This is a genomic window from Rhodobacter sp. TJ_12, from assembly GCF_020023995.1.
In the GTDB taxonomy this organism is placed as follows: Bacteria; Pseudomonadota; Alphaproteobacteria; order Rhodobacterales; family Rhodobacteraceae; genus Rhodobacter.
This window is the reverse complement of sequence record NZ_NRRD01000001.1, coordinates 258,974-276,043: the sequence shown is the minus strand read 5'-3', so window position 1 is coordinate 276,043 and position 17,070 is coordinate 258,974. Positions and strand designations below refer to the sequence as shown.

The following is a 17,070-nucleotide window of genomic DNA, read 5'->3' as shown; positions in this document are numbered from 1 at the left end:
AGGGCTCCTGTTACCAGCGGTAATGGCTAAACGCTTTGTTCGCGTCGGCCATCTTGTGGGTGTCTTCGCGCTTTTTCACCGCAGACCCGCGCGAGTTCATGGCATCAAGCAGCTCGCCAGCGAGGCGCTCTTCCATGGTATTCTCATTGCGGTTTTTCGCGGCGGTGATGAGCCAGCGGATCGCCAGCGCTTCACGGCGCGTCGGGCGCACTTCGACCGGCACCTGATAGGTGGCACCACCAACGCGACGCGAGCGGACTTCGACAGCGGGTTTCACGTTGTCGAGCGCTTCGTGGAACACTTCCACCGGCTCACGCTTGGCGCGGCTTTCGACGCGGTCGAGCGCGTTGTAGACGATACGTTCGGCAACCGATTTTTTGCCGTCGATCATCAGGTTGTTCATGAATTTGGTCAGCACGCGATCGCCATATTTGGCGTCGGGCAGCACTTCGCGCTTTTCAGCTGCGTGACGACGAGACATCTGGTGATCTCCTTATTTCGGACGCTTGGCGCCGTATTTCGAACGACGCTGACGACGGTCTTTGACACCTTGGGTATCCAGCACACCGCGCAGGATGTGGTAACGGACACCCGGAAGGTCTTTCACACGGCCGCCGCGGATGAGCACGACAGAGTGCTCTTGCAGGTTGTGCTTTTCGCCCGGGATGTAGGAGATGACCTCGAAGCCATTCGTCAGGCGGACTTTGGCCACCTTACGCATAGCGGAGTTCGGTTTCTTCGGCGTCGTGGTGTAGACGCGCGTGCAAACGCCACGCTTTTGCGGGCATTCTTGAAGGTGTTGCGACTTGGAGCGCTTCACCTTGGGCTGCCGCGGTTTGCGGATCAGCTGCTGGATCGTCGGCATTCGGTTCCCCGTTCTGCTTGTCAATACTCGCACCCACCGGGGTGCGCCGCTTCTCGACGGTGCCTTGTGCCCATCACAAAACACCAAATCCGCCCGTCCCTCCGAAGAAGGCCGAACGGTCGATATCCAGAGGATCGAGGCTATGGGGCCCCAAGCCATCCCCCCGAACGGATTCGAGCGGCGGCGCTGGATGGGCGCGCTATAGGGGCCGCCGGGACGAGAGTCAACCGCAACCGCAAGCTGCGGGTGATGACAGCCTCACTTCTGCGTGGCGCGCACCACATGATGCGCCACCGCAAAGGCCCAAGCGATGGTCGCGGTGATCAAAACCGCAAAGACAGCATCGGAGGGGAAATGCCGCCCCGTGGCGACTCTCTGAAAGATCACGAAGGCCGGGACCAACAGGCCCAGCCCGCGTAGGCTGGCGCGCAGCCAAGCATAGGGGACAGCCGCCGTCACAAACCAAACCGTGACCGCCAGCGCCGTGCCCGCCGCCACCTCCCCCGAAACGAAGGAACAATTCGAAGCGCATTGATCGGTGAAGTCACCGGCGAGGGAAAACTGCTTATCGCCCCCAAAAAGCGTGGTGTTGGCGGGCCGGGCACGCCCGGAAAAGCTTTTCAGCCAGCCATTCACGATCAGCCCCGGCCCCAGCAGGAAGGTCCCAAAAATCGCGCGCCACCCTGTGTTCGACAACCCGGCAAGCGTGCCGCCCCCAAAGCCACGGCCCCACAGGCTGCGCCGCCGCGCCACCCAAAACCATGCCAGCCCCGCGACCAGGAACACCACAATAGCGCCATCCCAAATCCATTCGCGCAGAAGGTTCAAAAGCGCATTATCGCCCAGCGGAAAGCCCGCATCCGGGGAATAGAACAGCCCCGTGATCGCCGGATCAACGCTCGTGAAATGGCGAAACAGCACGATGGAAAAAAGCCAGCCGAACGTCAGCCAATAGCCCCAATGGATCAGGTCAAGTTTCGGCATCCAGACACTCCGCATCCACAAGATAAGGCGTGATCTGCTTGCCCGCCCAATGCCCCGATCCGTTCAACACCCCCGCTGGCGGCACCGGGACGCCGGCGCAAACCATCGGCGCCGCACGGATCACCAAAAGCTTGCCGCGATACTCTGGCGGGAGCGCGTAATTCTGTTCGTAGTAGTTATGCGCCCGCCCCACAACACGGGGCGCATAAACGGTCACGCCCTCAGGCTGGCCAACAACCTCACGCCCGGTCAGGAACAGATCGGCCAAAATATCGCGGTTTTGCGCATAGACGGACACCCCCTCGGCCTGGGCCAAGGCAAGGATACGGGTGGACAGCTCTGCCCGGCCCAGATAGCGCTTCATCCAGGGGGCCTCATCGGGCCCCAGCCACGGCGCGGCAACAATCAAAACCGGCACCGCCAGACAGGCAATCATATTCAAACCAAGCGCCAGCCACAGCCCCCGGCGCGGCAGCACCAGCGCCACCAGCACAGCGCCCGCGAAATAGGCCGCGACAGCCCAATTCGCTTGCGCCTTGCCCAGATAGGCCTGCGCCGTCACGGCCATCAGCGGCAGGATAGAAAGCGCCATCAAAGCCCGTTTTTGCGGCGCGCCCAAGCGCGTATAACCCCACAAAAGCGCCGCAAAGCTGACCGGCCCAAAGACCGCAAATTGCGAGCCAAAGAATTCCGCCATCGAGGCCAGATTGGCCCCTGCCCCGGCCCGCACCCAGCCGACATTGTCCAGCGTGTGCTGCACCGTGGTCAGCTTGTGGGTCAGGTTCCACACCACATTGGGCGCAATCACCAGCGCGAAAAGCCCCACCATCGCGGCGAAGGCCGGCCAGCCGATCCGCCGCGCGGGCACAAACAGCATCGCCAAGAGTGCGCCGCCCCAGAAATAGATCGCAGCATATTTCGCCATGAAGGCGCAACCGATGAACAGCCCCGCCAGCGCGCCATGGGTCGCAGATCGGCTTTCGCCCGCGCGCCAGAAATACAAAAGCGCGGCGGCGAAAAACGGCGCCATCACCGTATCGGTGGAAATCTGCCAAGACCCCAAAGCCGCCATCGGTGCCGTGATATACACCGCAGCGGCAGCAAAGCCCGCCCGCGCGCCGCCGATACGCGCGGCCAGCGCCCCCAAGATCAGCGCCGTCGCCGCATGCAAAAAGGTCCCCGGCAAGCGCAGCCAAAACGGATCGCTTGACCCGGCCAGATCGGTCACCGCGCGCAACAGCCAGCCGATCAGCGGCGGTTTGGAATAATAACCGAAATCGAGGTTTTGCCCCCAAAACCAATATTGCGCCTCATCGACGAAAATATCGGTGTGGTCGAAGGCCAGCGCCAAAAGCCGCAGCGCCACAAGGGCTGCAACCAGCGCCAGCGCCGGGGCAAACCAGCCTCGCGTCTCAGACAGCGGCTTAGAGTTCGGGGCGGCGTTTGGCACGGCGGATCAGCGTCAGGTTGCGGAAATAGATAATCACCCCCAGGGCTTGGCCCAGAATGAAAACTGGATCGGCGCGGTAAAGCGCATAGGCCAGCAGCATCAGCCCCCCCGCAAGCGAGAAATACCAAAAGGCCACTGGCATGACGGAATCCTTGGCGCGCTCCGACGCGATCCATTGCACCAAAAAGCGCATCGTGAACATCGCCTGCGCGGCAAAGCCAAAGATCACCCACCAAAGCTCGATCGTGCTGTCGACATGCAGCAGTTTTTCCAACCATCCGGTCATTGCGTCACCTCGGTGGGGCGCGATTTTTTGCGCCGCCGGATCAGCCACGCCACAGCCAAAAGATCGACAGCCCCCACCAGCGCGCGTTGCAGGTTGGAATAATGTGACCGCCCGCCCCCGCGGGCGCGATGCGAAACATCGACATGCGCGACCCCCCAGCCGTCGCGCGCAAAAAGCGCAGGCAGGTAGCGGTGCATATGGTCGAAATAGGGCAACTCAAGAAAGGGCGCGCGCCGAAATGCCTTGAGCCCGCAGCCGGTATCGCGCGTGCCATCCTTCAGCACCCACGACCGCAGGGCATTGGCCGCGCGCGACGCCAGCTTCTTCGAAAGCGTATCTTGCCGGTCAACCCGCTGCCCGGCGACCAGACCGATCTTTTCGGAACCGGCGGCTTGCAAAGGCGCGATCAGCTTGGGCAATTCTTCGGGCGGGTTCTGGCCATCGCCATCCAACGTGGCACAAATCGCGCCGCGCGCCACCTGCACCCCCGAATGCACCGCCGCCGATTGTCCGCCTGCGCGGCGATTGCGCAGCACGCGCAACTGCGGCGCCTGCGCCATGCGCGCGCGCAAAATACCCTCCATCCCATCGTCAGAGGCATCATCAATCACGATCACCTCGTAATCTTGCCCTAACAGCGCCGCATCGATCCCATCAAGCAGCGCGGCAATATTCTCTGCCTCGTTGCGGGCGGGGATAACGATGGAAATGTCGGTCATGGCAAGGGCCTTTGTGCCAAGGGCGGCTCGGCTCCTGATACAGCCCGGCCCCGCGCTTGTAAACAAAGTGCCGCAGGCCCGGCGCAGGCAACGCATAGCGCGCGCAAGGCCAACGTCTCAGCTCACAAGCCAAAAGAAACGCGCGATGCCGTAAACGTAAAGCCCGGAAAATACGATATTGATATATTTGAGTTGGCGTTCACCGTGCAGCCAAGCACAGAAAATCCAGATCAAACAGAACGGCAACCCAAACAGCATCGCGGCCAATTGCCAGTTCTGGACAATGGAAATGGTGCTGCACAGACCCAAGGTAAGGGCGAACCATTTCAACGGCTGCTCATAGGCCGCCAAACGCGCAAACGTCATCCTTTTTCTTTCGGAACCCAGCGCCGTGGACCCGGCGTTCTGGTGACTTGGCGATACCAGAACCGCGCCTTGGCATCAATCCAGCCTTCCGCCCAAAAGAAAAGCCCCCGCGCAAGCGTGTTGCGCGGGGGCTTGTCTTAGTGGATCGCAAATATCAATCGCGGCTTTCGGGCGTCGTCACCGGGCCGAAATCTTCCTCTTCGAAAGAGGTTTCGATCGGCGCGGCCAGTGCGGCGGCCTCGGCAGCCTCGGCGCGGCGCGCCTCAATCACCGTATGGTCGCGTTCGGCTGCGATCTTGCGCACCTTGGTAGTCGCCCCGCCGGTGCCCGCCGGGATCAGACGGCCAACGATGACGTTTTCTTTCAGACCCACCAGCTTGTCGCGTTTGCCCTGCACCGAAGCCTCGGTCAGCACGCGCGTCGTTTCTTGGAACGACGCCGCCGAGATGAACGACCGCGTTTGCAGCGACGCTTTCGTGATCCCCAAAAGCACCGGCTCGCCCGTGGCCGCACGGCCCCCGCGCGCTTCGACCTTGGCGTTTTCTTCGTCGAACTCCGCCTTGTCGATATGCTCGCCTTTCAGCAGCGTGGTGTCGCCGCTGTCGAGGATCTCGATCTTTTGCAGCATCTGCCGCACGATCACCTCGATGTGCTTGTCGTTGATCTTCACGCCTTGCAGACGGTACACGTCCTGTACCTCGTCGATCAGGTATTCGGCCAGCGCCTCGATCCCCATGATGCGCAAAATGTCATGCGGGGCCGGGTTGCCATCCATGATGTAGTCACCCTTCTGCACGAAGTCGCCTTCTTGCACCGGGATGTGCTTGCCTTTCGGCACCATGTATTCGACCGGGTCCAGGCCTTCTTGCGCAGGCTCGATCGCGATGCGACGCTTGTTTTTGTAGTCTTTGCCAAAGCGCACATAGCCATCAAGTTCGGCGATGATCGCGTGATCCTTCGGACGCCGCGCTTCGAAGAGTTCGGCCACACGCGGCAGACCACCGGTGATGTCCTTCGTCTTCGCGCCTTCGCGCGGAATACGCGCGACCACGTCCCCGGCTTTAACCTCTTGCCCGTCTTCGACCGACAAAATGGCGTCCACCGACATCGGATAGGTCACCGGGTTGCCCGCATCGTTGCGCACCGGTTCCCCATCGGCATTGACGATGATGATTTCCGGCTTCAGATCGTTGCCTTTCGGCGCCGAGCGCCAATCGGACACGATCTTCTGCGTCATGCCGGTGGCTTCATCGGTATCTTCGCGCACCGAGATGCCCGAGACGAGATCGACGAATTTCGCCACACCCGTTTTTTCCGCGATGATCGGCAGGGTGTAGGGGTCCCATTCAAAGAGCTTGTCGCCGCGTTTGACCGCTTGCCCCTCTTTGACAAAGACCTTGGTGCCATACCCCAGCTTGTGGCTGGCGCGTTCCTCGCCCTGATCGGACATGATCGCAACCTGCATGTTGCGGCCCATCACGATCTGATCGCCCGCTTCGTTCACAAGGATGTTGGCGTAGCGGAACTCGATCGTGCCTTCATGCGAGGCTTCCAAGAAGGACTGCTGGCCACCTTGCGCAATACCGCCGATGTGGAAGGTCCGCATCGTCAGCTGCGTGCCGGGTTCGCCAATCGACTGCGCGGCGATGATGCCCACCGCTTCGCCTTGGTTCACCAGCGTGCCGCGGGCAAGGTCACGACCGTAGCAGAGCGCGCAAACGCCCTCTTCGGCCTCGCAGGTCAGCGCCGAGCGGATGCGGATAGATTGGATCGCATTTTGCTCGATCAGGTCGGCCTTGCGCTCGTCGATCAACTCGTTCTTGCGCACCAGCACCTCATCGGTGCCCGGCACAAAGACGTCATCGGCGGCCACACGCCCCAGAACACGTTCCGAAAGCGGCGCGACAACCTCACCGTCGTTCACCGCGGCCGAGGCCGTGATCGCACGCTCGGTGCCGCAGTCATGCGAACGCACGATGCAGTCTTGCGCCACGTCCACCAGACGACGGGTCAGATAGCCCGAGTTCGCAGTTTTCAGCGCGGTATCGGCCAGACCCTTCCGGGCGCCGTGGGTCGAGTTGAAGTACTCGAGCACGGTCAGGCCTTCTTTAAAGTTCGAGATAATCGGCGTTTCGATAATCTCGCCCGACGGTTTGGCCATCAGGCCGCGCATCCCGCCAAGCTGTTTCATCTGCGCCGGCGAACCCCGCGCCCCGGAGTGGGACATCATGTAGACCGAGTTCGGTTCTTTCTCCATGCCCGCATCATCGACGCGCACCGCAGAAATTTCCTTCATCATCTCGGCCGCGACGGCATCCGAGCATTTCGACCAGGCATCGACGACTTTGTTATACTTCTCACCTTGGGTGATCAGACCGTCCATGTACTGCTGTTCGAACTCTTTGACCTGCTCGCGCACACCGTCGACGATTTCCCATTTGCGTTCCGGGATCAGCATGTCGTCCTTGCCGAACGAGATGCCCGCCTTGAACGCTTCGCGGAACCCAAGACCCATGATCTGGTCACAGAAGATCACCGACTCTTTCTGACCGCAGTAGCGGTAGACGGTGTCGATGACGTTTTGCACGTCTTTCTTCCGCAGCGGGCGGTTCACAAGATCATAGGGAGCTTTCGCATTCAGCGGCAAAAGCGCGCCCAGACGCACACGCCCCGGCGTGGTGTCGTAGCGTTTCCAGACCTCGTTGCCCTCTTCGTCGATTTGCTTGACGCGGGCTTTGACCTTGGCGTGCAGGTGGACGGTGCCCGAGGTCAAAGCGTGTTCGACTTCCTCGACCGAAGAGAACACCATGCCTTCGCCCGGCATCCCGGCCCGTTCCATGGTCGTGTAGTAAAGCCCCAAGATCATGTCTTGCGACGGCACGATGATCGGCGAGCCGTTGGCAGGCGACAGAACGTTGTTCGTCGACATCATCAAGACGCGCGCTTCCAGCTGGGCTTCCAGCGAAAGCGGCACGTGCACGGCCATCTGGTCACCGTCGAAGTCAGCGTTAAATGCCGAGCAAACGAGCGGGTGCAACTGGATCGCCTTGCCTTCGATCAGTTGCGGCTCAAAGGCTTGGATGCCCAGACGGTGCAACGTCGGCGCGCGGTTCAGCAGCACCGGGTGTTCGCGGATCACCTCATCGAGAATATCCCAAACCTCGGGACGCTCTTTCTCGACCAGCTTCTTGGCCTGTTTCACCGTGCTCGAAAGGCCCTTGGCTTCAAGGCGCGAGTAGATGAAGGGCTTGAAGAGTTCGAGCGCCATCTTCTTGGGCAGGCCGCATTGGTGCAGCTTTAGCTCCGGCCCGGTCACGATAACCGAACGGCCCGAGAAGTCGACGCGTTTACCCAGAAGGTTCTGACGGAAACGCCCCTGTTTGCCCTTGAGCATGTCGGAAAGCGATTTCAGCGGGCGCTTGTTGGTGCCCGTGATCACGCGGCCACGACGGCCGTTGTCAAACAGCGCGTCCACGGCTTCTTGCAGCATCCGCTTTTCGTTGCGCACGATGATATCGGGCGCACGCAGTTCGATCAGCCGCTTAAGACGGTTGTTCCGGTTGATCACGCGACGATAGAGGTCGTTGAGGTCCGACGTCGCAAACCGGCCACCATCAAGCGGCACCAGCGGGCGCAGCTCCGGCGGGATAACCGGCAGCACCGTCAGGATCATCCATTCGGGGCGGTTTTTCGACTCGATGAAGCTTTCGACGATCTTCAGACGTTTGATGATCTTCTTCGGCTTCAGCTCGCCCGTAGCTTCCTTCAGTTCTTCGCGCAGTTGCTCGGCGGTCGCTTCAAGATCGATCGAGGCGAGCATGTCGCGGATCGCTTCGGCGCCGATATTGGCGGTGAAGGCATCAGCGCCATATTGGTCTTGCGCATCGAGATATTCGTCTTCGGTCAGCAACTGACCATAGGAAAGCTCCGTCAGGCCCGGTTCGATGACGACGTAGTTTTCGAAATACAAAATCCGCTCAAGATCGCGCAGCGTCATGTCGAGCATGAGGCCAATGCGGCTCGGCAGCGATTTCAAAAACCAGATATGCGCAACCGGCGAGGCCAGTTCGATATGGCCCATACGCTCGCGGCGAACTTTTTGCAGCGTGACTTCCACACCGCATTTTTCGCAGACAACGCCGCGATATTTCATCCGCTTATATTTGCCGCACAGGCATTCGTAGTCTTTGATCGGGCCAAAGATACGCGCGCAGAACAGGCCGTCACGCTCGGGTTTGAACGTGCGGTAGTTGATGGTCTCGGGCTTTTTGATCTCGCCATAGGACCACGACAGGATCCGCTCGGGCGAGGCCAGCGAGATTTTGATCTCGTCAAAAGCCTTGGGCGCGGCCAGCGGGTTGAACGGGTTTTGGGTGAGTTCCTGGTTCATCGGTTATGTCCTTGAATGAGGTCGGGAAAGGGGAGGAGGGCGGTTACGCCCTCACTCGTCTTCCTCCGTATCCAGGAGTTCCATGTTGAGGCCGAGGCCACGCACTTCCTTGACGAGAACGTTGAACGATTCCGGCACGCCGGCTTCGAAGTTGTCTTCGCCCTTGACGATGCTTTCGTAGACCTTGGTCCGGCCAGCCACGTCGTCCGACTTCACCGTCAGCATCTCTTGCAGGGTGTAGGCGGCGCCGTAAGCTTCCAGGGCCCAGACCTCCATCTCCCCAAGACGCTGACCACCGAATTGCGCCTTACCGCCCAGCGGCTGCTGGGTGACAAGCGAATACGGGCCGGTCGAACGGGCGTGCATCTTGTCGTCGACAAGGTGGTGAAGCTTGAGGAAGTATTTCACCCCAACCGTAACCGGACGCGCGAACATTTCGCCGGTGCGGCCGTCGAAGACACGCGATTGGCCCGATTTATCGAAGCCCGCGCGGATCAGCGCATCGTTCACATCGGCCTCTTTCGCGCCGTCAAAGACCGGCGTGGCGATCGGCACGCCATTGCGGACATGCTCGGCACATTCAAGGAAGCGTTCTTCCTCCATCTCGGCGAAGGCGGCCTCATAGGTCTCGTCGCCGTAGCCGTGGCGCATCGCGTCCCGCACCGGGGTCAGATCGCCCGAGCGTTTGTATTCGCGCACAGCTTCGTCGATCTGGATGCCCAGACCGCGCGAGGCCCAACCCATGTGGGTTTCAAGGATCTGCCCGACGTTCATCCGCGACGGCACGCCGAGCGGGTTCAGCACCAGATCAACCGGGGTGCCATCGGCCAAGAAGGGCATGTCTTCCATCGGCACGACTTTCGACACAACACCTTTGTTGCCGTGACGACCGGCCATCTTGTCGCCCGCTTGCAGCTTGCGCTTCACGGCAACAAAGACCTTGACCATCTTCATCACGCCCGGAGGCAGGTCGTCACCTTGGCGGACCTTCTCGACCTTGTCTTCGAAGCGGTGCTCAAGGGCACGTTTCTGCGCGTCGAACTGGTCGTTCAGCGCTTCCACTTCCTTGGCATCGGCTTCGTTTTCAAGGGCAAGCTGCCACCATTGACCACGGCTCAGCGTGCCCAGCAGCTCTTCGGTGATTTCCGACCCGGCTTTGATGCCTTTGGGGCCTTTCACCGCGACTTTGCCAAGGATCAGCGTTTTCAGACGCGCGTAGATGTTGCGCTCCAAGATCGCCATTTCGTCGTCACGGTCACGGGCCAGACGTTCGACTTCTTCGCGCTCGATTTGCAGCGCGCGTTCGTCTTTATCGACGCCGTGGCGGTTGAAAACCCGCACTTCGACGATCGTGCCATAGGCCCCCGGCGGCAAGCGCAGCGAGGTATCGCGCACGTCAGACGCTTTTTCGCCGAAGATGGCGCGCAGAAGTTTTTCTTCCGGCGTCATCGGGCTTTCGCCCTTCGGCGTGATCTTACCCACCAGAATATCGCCCGGGCCGACTTCGGCCCCAATGTAGACGATGCCCGCCTCGTCAAGGTTGCGCAAAGCTTCCTCGCCGACGTTCGGGATATCGCGGGTGATCTCTTCCGGGCCCAGTTTCGTGTCGCGCGCAGCCACTTCGTATTCCTCGATATGGATCGAGGTGAACACGTCATCGCGGTGGATGCGTTCCGAAATCAGGATGGAGTCTTCGTAGTTGTAGCCGTTCCACGGCATGAAGGCGACGACCACGTTGCGACCCAGCGCCAATTCGCCCTGATCGGTCGAAGGACCGTCAGCCACAACTTGGCCCTTGGTGACGATATCGCCCACTTTCACGATCGGACGCTGGTTGATCGTCGAGGATTGGTTGGAGCGTTTGAACTTGCGCAGACGGTAGATGTCCACGCCCGCATCGCCCATGCCAAGGTCCTCATTGGCCCGCACAACGATCCGCGAGGCATCGACCTGATCCACAACGCCGCCCCGACGCGCCATGATCGCGGCGCCCGAATCGCGCGCCACGGTGGCTTCCATGCCGGTGCCCACGAAGGGGGCTTCGTTGCGCAGCAGCGGCACGGCTTGCCGTTGCATGTTCGAGCCCATCAGCGCGCGGTTGGCGTCGTCGTTTTCCAAGAACGGGATAAGCGCCGCAGCGACCGACACAAGCTGTTTCGGCGACACGTCGATCAAATCCACGGCCTCGACCGGGTTGAGCATGAATTCGCCCGCCTGACGGGTCGACACAAGATCATTCACGAAACGGCCGTCTTCATCGAGCGTGGCGTTCGCCTGAGCGATGGTGTGGCGCATCTCTTCGGTGGCCGACATGTAGATGACCTCATCGGTCACCTGACCCTCTTGCACACGGCGATAAGGGGTTTCAATGAAGCCATATTTGTTCACCCGCGCAAACGTGGCGAGCGAGTTGATCAGACCGATGTTCTGACCTTCGGGCGTTTCAATCGGGCACATCCGGCCATAGTGGGTCGGGTGCACGTCGCGGACCTCAAAGCCCGCACGCTCGCGGGTCAGACCCCCCGGCCCAAGCGCCGACAAACGCCGCTTGTGCGTGACTTCCGACAGCGGGTTGGTTTGGTCCATGAACTGCGACAGCTGCGAGGAGCCGAAGAATTCGCGCACCGCAGCAGCAGCCGGTTTCGCGTTGATCAGGTCTTGCGGCATCACGGTGTCGATTTCGACCGAGGACATGCGTTCCTTGATCGCGCGTTCCATGCGCAGCAGGCCAACGCGATATTGGTTTTCCATCAGCTCGCCGACCGAGCGCACCCGACGGTTGCCGAGGTGGTCGATATCGTCGATCTCGCCTTTGCCGTCGCGCAGTTCCACCAAGCCTTTGATACAGGCGATGATGTCTTCGCGGCGCAGGGTGCGCTGGGTATCGGGCGCGTCAAGGTCGAGGCGCATGTTCATTTTCACGCGGCCCACGGCGCTCAGGTCATAGCGCTCGCTATCGAAGAACAGCGTGTCGAACATGGCCGAGGCGGCTTCCACAGTCGGCGGTTCACCCGGACGCATGACGCGATAGATATCCATCAGCGCCTGATCGCGGTTCATGTTCTTGTCCGCCGCCATCGTGTTGCGGATGTAGGGGCCGACGTTGACGTTATCGATGTCCAGCACCGGGATATCGGTCACGCCGTTGTCCAAAAGCGTCTTGATCGAGCCACCCACAAGCTGGCCATCGCGGTCGTATTCCGCCGTCAGCTCGTCACCCGCTTCGATATAGATGAAGCCGGTCTCTTCATTGATGATGTCCTTGGCGCAGAACCGGCCAAGGATGTGATCGAACGGCACCAAAAGTTCGGTGATCGCCGCATCGTCGATCCATTTTTTGACCATGCGCGGCGTGGCTTTTTCGCCCGCTTGCAAGATCACCTCACCCGAAGCCGCATCGATCAGGTCATAGGCCGGGCGGGTGCCGCGCACGCGCTCGGGGAAGAATTTGGTGACCCAGCCGCGTTTGCCCTCGGCGCGGAAGTTCACGGTGCTGTAATAGGCATCCATGATGCCTTCTTGATCGAGCCCCAGCGCATAAAGCAGCGTGGTCACCGGCAGTTTGCGGCGACGGTCGATGCGCGCGAACACAAGGTCTTTGGCGTCGAATTCGAAATCAAGCCACGACCCGCGATAGGGAATGATCCGGCAGGCGAACAGCAGCTTACCCGAGCTGTGCGTCTTACCGCGGTCATGGTCAAAGAACACGCCGGGCGAACGGTGCATCTGGGAAACGATGACCCGCTCGGTGCCGTTGACGATGAAGGTGCCATTGGGCGTCATGAGCGGCATATCACCCATGAACACGTCTTGTTCCTTGATATCCTTGACAGACCGCGCCCCGGTGGTCTCATCGACATCGAACACGATCAGGCGCAGCGTGACCTTGAGCGGCGCCGAATAGGTCAGGTCGCGGCTCATGCATTCGTCAACGTCATACTTCGCCCGCTCGAGTTCGTATTTCACGAATTCGAGGATCGCATTGTCGTTGAAGTCTTTGATCGGGAAGACCGATTGGAACACCCCTTGGATGCCTTCGCCGTCGAGCGGTTTGGGCGCATCGCCCGAGCGCAGGAACAGGTCGTAGGATGCCTTCTGCACCTCGATGAGGTTGGGCATCTCCAGAACTTCACGGATTTTGCCGTAGTAGCGGCGGATGCGTTTTTGACCAACGTAAGCTTGAGCCATGCTCGTCGTGACCTTTCGTCTGTAGCAAGCGTGTATCGTCGGGGCCCGATACACGTCGCAGGCGAATGGGGGGTCAAGTTCCATACCTGCCCTCCGTCCCACCGGAAGGCTCCCGAACCGACCCTGCCTTGGAAAGGGCTTCTCAGTAAAGCCCTTTCCGAGACAGGAGCGGCTGGGCTCGGGAAGCCCCCGAACCCAGCCCGTTTTTCAAAGCGGATGCGAACGCATCCGGCCCGATTACTTGAGCTCGACTTTCGCGCCGGCTTCTTCGAGCTTTTTCTTGATTTCTTCGGCTTCGGCTTTCGCCGCGCCTTCTTTCACTTTGCCACCGGCTTCGACGAGCTCTTTGGCTTCTTTCAGGCCCAGACCGGTGATGCCGCGAACTTCTTTAATCACGTTGATTTTGTTCGCACCGGCTTCGGTCAGGACGACGTCGAATTCGGTTTTTTCTTCGGCAGCTTCCTCACCGCCAGCGGCGGGGCCGGCCATCATGACGGCGCCACCGGCAGCCGGCTCGATGCCGTATTCGTCTTTGAGGATGGTTTTCAGTTCTTGGGCTTCAAGCAGCGTCAGGTTGACGATTTGCTCGGCGAGGGCTTTCAGATCGGCCATTTTTCCGTTCCATTCTGATATAGGGTTTTTCCGACGTCAGGTTATCCCGACGAAGGCGTCTTGTTGCTTCAGGCGGCTTCCCGCTCCTCAATGGTTTTGAGGATGCTCGCGATGTTGGAAGCAGGCGCACCAATGGCGCCGGCGATGTTCGAAGCAGGCGCACCGATGCACGACGCGATTTGAGCGATAAGCTCTTCGCGCGACGGCATAGAGGCGACGGCTTTGACACCGGCCGGATCCAGAGCCTCCCCGCCCATCGACCCGCCAAGGATAGCGAACTTGTCGTTCGTCTTGGCATAGGCGTCCGCGACCTTGGCCGCAGCGACCGGGTCTTCGGAATAGGCGAGAACGGTCATACCCGACAGAAGTTCGGCCATGCTGGCGCAGGGCTTGCCTTCCAGGGCGATCTTGGTGAGCGTGTTCTTGGCAACGCGGACGGACCCACCAACTTCACGCATTTTCGCGCGCAGGTCCTGCATCTGAGCAACCGTCATGCCTTCGTAGTGGGCAACCACCACGACGCCAGAGCTGTCGAAGATTTGGCCGAGTTCCTCGACCACTTTCTCTTTTTGGGCTCTATCCACGGTTACACTCCAAGGTTGGGGGTTTCCCCCCGGCTCTCATTTCCCACGGGCGGCTGCCCGCAGGTCGGGTCCGATCGGTTCCCGAGATCGCCCGAGGCTACACCCCGGTAATTCTCGTTCCCCATCTCAGGAAGGACATTAAGCCGGGAACCCCGGCACCCTCCGTCTCGGACAGGACGGGGCGTCTCCGCCCCGCCATTCGCCGGTTTCCCGGCAAATTCTTATTGCGCGGCCGTCGTGGCCAGATCCAGCGCGACGCCCGGACCCATGGTCGAGGACAGCGACACTTTCTTTACATAGGTGCCTTTGGCCCCGGCGGGTTTCGCCTTGGTCACGGCATCCACGAAAGCGCGGACGTTTTCGGCCAGTTTCTCTTCGGTGAAGGAAACTTTGCCGATCCCGCCGTGGATCACGCCGGCTTTTTCGACCTTGAACTGGACTTCGCCGCCTTTGGCCGCTTCGACAGCCGCTTTCACGTCCATCGTCACGGTGCCGACTTTGGGGTTCGGCATCAGGTTGCGCGGGCCAAGGATTTTGCCCAGACGACCGACGATCGGCATCATGTCCGGGGTGGCGATGCAGCGATCGAAATCGATCTTGCCGCCTTGGATCGCTTCCATCAGGTCTTCGGCGCCGACGATATCGGCCCCGGCTTCTTTGGCCTCATCGGCTTTCGCGCCACGGGCGAAAACCGCCACGCGCACGGTTTTGCCGGTGCCGTTGGGCAGACGGACAACACCGCGGACCATTTGGTCGGCGTGACGCGGGTCAACACCCAGGTTCATCGCGATTTCCAGCGTCTCGTCGAATTTCGCCGAGGCCGTGGATTTGATCAGCTTGACAGCCTCTTCAACCGAGAGATTGTCTTTGCCTTCGAAAGCGGCGCGCGCAGCGACCGAACGTTTTCCGAGCTTGGCCATTGCTTACCCTTTCACGTCCAGACCGATCGACTTCGCGGAGCCGAGGATGATCTTCATCGCACCTTCAACGTCATTGGCGTTGAGGTCCTTCATCTTCGCTTCAGCGATTTCGCGCACTTGCGCGGCGGTCACCGAACCGACCGATTCGCGGCCCGGCTTTTCCGACCCTTTCGGGCGGTTACGCTTGCCCACCGGCTTTAGGCCAGCGGCCTTTTTCAGCATGTAGGAGGCCGGCGCGGTCTTCGTCTCGAAGGTGAACGACTTGTCGGCATAGTAGGTGATCACGCACGGAATCGGCGAACCGGCTTCCATTTCTTGCGTGCGGGCGTTGAACGCCTTGCAGAATTCCATGATGTTGATCCCGCGCTGACCCAGCGCCGGACCGACCGGCGGAGAGGGGTTCGCCGCCCCCGCCTTGATTTGCAGCTTGAGCTGCCCAACAACTTTCTTGGCCATGTGGCCCTCTCCTTTTCACTGCCGCCCGCTCCGAACCATTCGGAAAGGCGAAGTTTAGTGGTCCGGTCTGGGTTGCCCCTCGCCTCCCACAGATGCACGTCAGGCGGTTTTCGCCACCTGCGTGAATTCCAACTCGACCGGCGTCGGCCGACCAAAGATCGACACGGTCACTTTCAAGCGCCCGGCGACGTCGTCCACTTCCTCGACCATGCCCGAGAACCCCTCGAACGGGCCATCGGTGACCGACACATTCTCGCCCACGTCGAACCGGATCAGGTTGCGCGGCGCGGCTGCTTCACCTGTCGGACCTTCGCGGTTCAGGATCTGGTTCACCTCTGCGTCGCGCATCGGCGTCGGCTTGCCTTGCGGGCCAAGGAAACCGGTCACCCGGTTGATAGAGGTGATCGCGTGATAACCGCGATCGCTCATATCCATCCGCACCAGCACATAGCCCGGCATGAAGCGACGCTCAGAGGTCACCTTTTTGCCGCGCCGGATCTCGATCACCTCTTCGGTGGGGACGAGCACTTCTTCGATCTCGTCCTCGAGCCCTTTGTCGATCACGGCCTGACGGATTTGCTCGGCGACCTTCTTCTCGAAATTCGAGAGAACGGAAACCGAATACCAACGCTTCGCCATGCCCAGCCTGCCCCTTTTGCTCGGCGCAAAGCACCGAAAATCCTGTCGTTACAACGGTTTGACCGTTCTTTTCGGAAAACAAGACGGCGCGCATCTTGCGAATCGATGCACGCCGGTTCCGAAGTCTGTTGCCCCTTTAGCCGCCAAAGGGCCGCTTTTCAAGGCCTTCGCCGGGTTTCAGCCCAGAATTTGACCAACCCCGAAACGGATCACCCAATCGACCAAAGAGAAGAACAGCGCGGTCAGCGCGGCCAGCACAAAGACCATCGCCGTGGTCAACAGAACCTCGCGGCGCGTCGGCCAAGTGACCTTGCCCACTTCGGAGCGGACCTGCTGCATGAACTGGATCGGGTTCGCCATGATGCTTCCTTCCTTGCGACCGCGCCCAGATACGCGCTGGCGACGCGGAATTCAAGCGCTTCGCGCGACGGCACCGCCAAAGGCGGAAACGTGTTGCAATGTGCGAAAAACGGCTGGCAGGGGCAGCAGGGCTCGAACCCGCGACCCTCGGTTTTGGAGACCGATGCTCTACCAACTGAGCTATACCCCTAGGCCGTATGCGGGGTGCTAAGGCAGGCGGGCGGGGAAATCAAGAGCGATTTGGTCGCAAT

General features: G+C 60.6%; 15 protein-coding genes and 1 tRNA gene. All 16 read right to left on the bottom strand.

What is annotated here, in order from left to right:
• Positions 1-10: 10 nt before the first annotated feature.
• The 16 genes from rpsG to CKO11_RS01260 all read right to left on the bottom strand — a co-directional run bounded on the left by rpsG (position 11) and on the right by CKO11_RS01260 (position 17,009).
• Positions 11-481, bottom strand: a complete 471-nt coding sequence (rpsG, locus tag CKO11_RS01335) for a 30S ribosomal protein S7 (RefSeq protein WP_223632081.1) — start codon at positions 479-481, stop codon at positions 11-13.
• Between the two features lie 12 nt (positions 482-493).
• The gene (rpsL, locus tag CKO11_RS01330) at positions 494-865 is read right to left on the bottom strand and encodes a 30S ribosomal protein S12 (RefSeq protein WP_038074720.1); all 372 of its coding nucleotides are present in this window, start codon (positions 863-865) and stop codon (positions 494-496) included.
• A 258-nt stretch (positions 866-1,123) separates the two neighbouring features.
• Positions 1,124-1,849 (bottom strand): phosphatase PAP2 family protein, encoded by a 726-nt coding sequence (locus tag CKO11_RS01325; RefSeq protein WP_223632079.1) that lies wholly within the window; start codon positions 1,847-1,849, stop codon positions 1,124-1,126.
• A complete protein-coding gene (locus tag CKO11_RS01320; RefSeq protein WP_223632077.1) occupies positions 1,836-3,299 on the bottom strand; it encodes an ArnT family glycosyltransferase in 1,464 nt (487 codons plus the stop codon). Before CKO11_RS01320 ends, CKO11_RS01325 begins: the two co-directional genes overlap by 14 nt.
• Positions 3,274-3,585 (bottom strand): lipid-A-disaccharide synthase N-terminal domain-containing protein, encoded by a 312-nt coding sequence (locus CKO11_RS01315; protein WP_223632075.1) that lies wholly within the window; start codon positions 3,583-3,585, stop codon positions 3,274-3,276. The genes CKO11_RS01320 and CKO11_RS01315 overlap by 26 nt, the downstream gene beginning before the upstream one ends.
• Positions 3,582-4,304: a glycosyltransferase family 2 protein gene (locus tag CKO11_RS01310; RefSeq protein WP_223632073.1), complete on the bottom strand. Its 723-nt coding sequence runs from the start codon at positions 4,302-4,304 to the stop codon at positions 3,582-3,584. The genes CKO11_RS01315 and CKO11_RS01310 overlap by 4 nt, the downstream gene beginning before the upstream one ends.
• Before the next feature lie 117 nt (positions 4,305-4,421).
• Entirely contained in the window at positions 4,422-4,670 is a 249-nt protein-coding gene (locus CKO11_RS01305) for a peptidase (RefSeq protein WP_223632071.1), read from the bottom strand.
• A gap of 154 nt (positions 4,671-4,824) precedes the next feature.
• Positions 4,825-9,060 (bottom strand): DNA-directed RNA polymerase subunit beta', encoded by a 4,236-nt coding sequence (gene rpoC / locus CKO11_RS01300; RefSeq protein ID WP_223632069.1) that lies wholly within the window; start codon positions 9,058-9,060, stop codon positions 4,825-4,827.
• A gap of 51 nt (positions 9,061-9,111) precedes the next feature.
• Positions 9,112-13,248 carry a DNA-directed RNA polymerase subunit beta gene (gene rpoB / locus CKO11_RS01295; RefSeq protein ID WP_223632067.1) on the bottom strand — a complete coding sequence of 1,379 codons (4,137 nt, stop codon included), beginning with the start codon at positions 13,246-13,248 and terminating at the stop codon, positions 9,112-9,114.
• 237 nt (positions 13,249-13,485) lie between these two features.
• Entirely contained in the window at positions 13,486-13,860 is a 375-nt protein-coding gene (gene rplL / locus CKO11_RS01290; RefSeq protein WP_223632065.1) for a 50S ribosomal protein L7/L12, read from the bottom strand.
• A 68-nt stretch (positions 13,861-13,928) separates the two neighbouring features.
• Entirely contained in the window at positions 13,929-14,444 is a 516-nt protein-coding gene (gene rplJ / locus CKO11_RS01285) for a 50S ribosomal protein L10 (protein ID WP_223632063.1), read from the bottom strand.
• Between the two features lie 221 nt (positions 14,445-14,665).
• Positions 14,666-15,364, bottom strand: coding sequence for a 50S ribosomal protein L1 (gene rplA / locus CKO11_RS01280; protein ID WP_223632060.1), 699 nt, complete (start codon positions 15,362-15,364; stop codon positions 14,666-14,668).
• A 3-nt stretch (positions 15,365-15,367) separates the two neighbouring features.
• Positions 15,368-15,820: a 50S ribosomal protein L11 gene (gene rplK / locus CKO11_RS01275; RefSeq protein ID WP_223632058.1), complete on the bottom strand. Its 453-nt coding sequence runs from the start codon at positions 15,818-15,820 to the stop codon at positions 15,368-15,370.
• Positions 15,821-15,919: 99 nt separating this feature from the next.
• Positions 15,920-16,459 carry a transcription termination/antitermination protein NusG gene (gene nusG, locus CKO11_RS01270; protein ID WP_223632056.1) on the bottom strand — a complete coding sequence of 180 codons (540 nt, stop codon included), beginning with the start codon at positions 16,457-16,459 and terminating at the stop codon, positions 15,920-15,922.
• A 177-nt stretch (positions 16,460-16,636) separates the two neighbouring features.
• Positions 16,637-16,819 (bottom strand): preprotein translocase subunit SecE, encoded by a 183-nt coding sequence (gene secE, locus CKO11_RS01265; RefSeq protein ID WP_223632054.1) that lies wholly within the window; start codon positions 16,817-16,819, stop codon positions 16,637-16,639.
• A gap of 114 nt (positions 16,820-16,933) precedes the next feature.
• Positions 16,934-17,009 (bottom strand) — tRNA-Trp (locus CKO11_RS01260).
• Between the last annotated feature and the right edge of the window lie 61 nt (positions 17,010-17,070).

Coding starts and splice junctions, on each gene's coding strand:
- rplK (WP_223632058.1), bottom strand. CDS start 15,820: ATGGCCAAGAAAGTTGTTGGGCAGCTCAAGCTGCAAATCAAGGCGGGG.
- CKO11_RS01310 (WP_223632073.1), bottom strand. CDS start 4,304: ATGACCGACATTTCCATCGTTATCCCCGCCCGCAACGAGGCAGAGAAT.
- secE (WP_223632054.1), bottom strand. CDS start 16,819: ATGGCGAACCCGATCCAGTTCATGCAGCAGGTCCGCTCCGAAGTGGGC.
- CKO11_RS01315 (WP_223632075.1), bottom strand. CDS start 3,585: ATGACCGGATGGTTGGAAAAACTGCTGCATGTCGACAGCACGATCGAG.
- rpsG (WP_223632081.1), bottom strand. CDS start 481: ATGTCTCGTCGTCACGCAGCTGAAAAGCGCGAAGTGCTGCCCGACGCC.
- nusG (WP_223632056.1), bottom strand. CDS start 16,459: ATGGCGAAGCGTTGGTATTCGGTTTCCGTTCTCTCGAATTTCGAGAAG.
- rplA (WP_223632060.1), bottom strand. CDS start 15,364: ATGGCCAAGCTCGGAAAACGTTCGGTCGCTGCGCGCGCCGCTTTCGAA.
- CKO11_RS01325 (WP_223632079.1), bottom strand. CDS start 1,849: ATGCCGAAACTTGACCTGATCCATTGGGGCTATTGGCTGACGTTCGGC.
- CKO11_RS01305 (WP_223632071.1), bottom strand. CDS start 4,670: ATGACGTTTGCGCGTTTGGCGGCCTATGAGCAGCCGTTGAAATGGTTC.
- rpoC (WP_223632069.1), bottom strand. CDS start 9,060: ATGAACCAGGAACTCACCCAAAACCCGTTCAACCCGCTGGCCGCGCCC.
- rpsL (WP_038074720.1), bottom strand. CDS start 865: ATGCCGACGATCCAGCAGCTGATCCGCAAACCGCGGCAGCCCAAGGTG.
- rpoB (WP_223632067.1), bottom strand. CDS start 13,248: ATGGCTCAAGCTTACGTTGGTCAAAAACGCATCCGCCGCTACTACGGC.
- rplL (WP_223632065.1), bottom strand. CDS start 13,860: ATGGCCGATCTGAAAGCCCTCGCCGAGCAAATCGTCAACCTGACGCTG.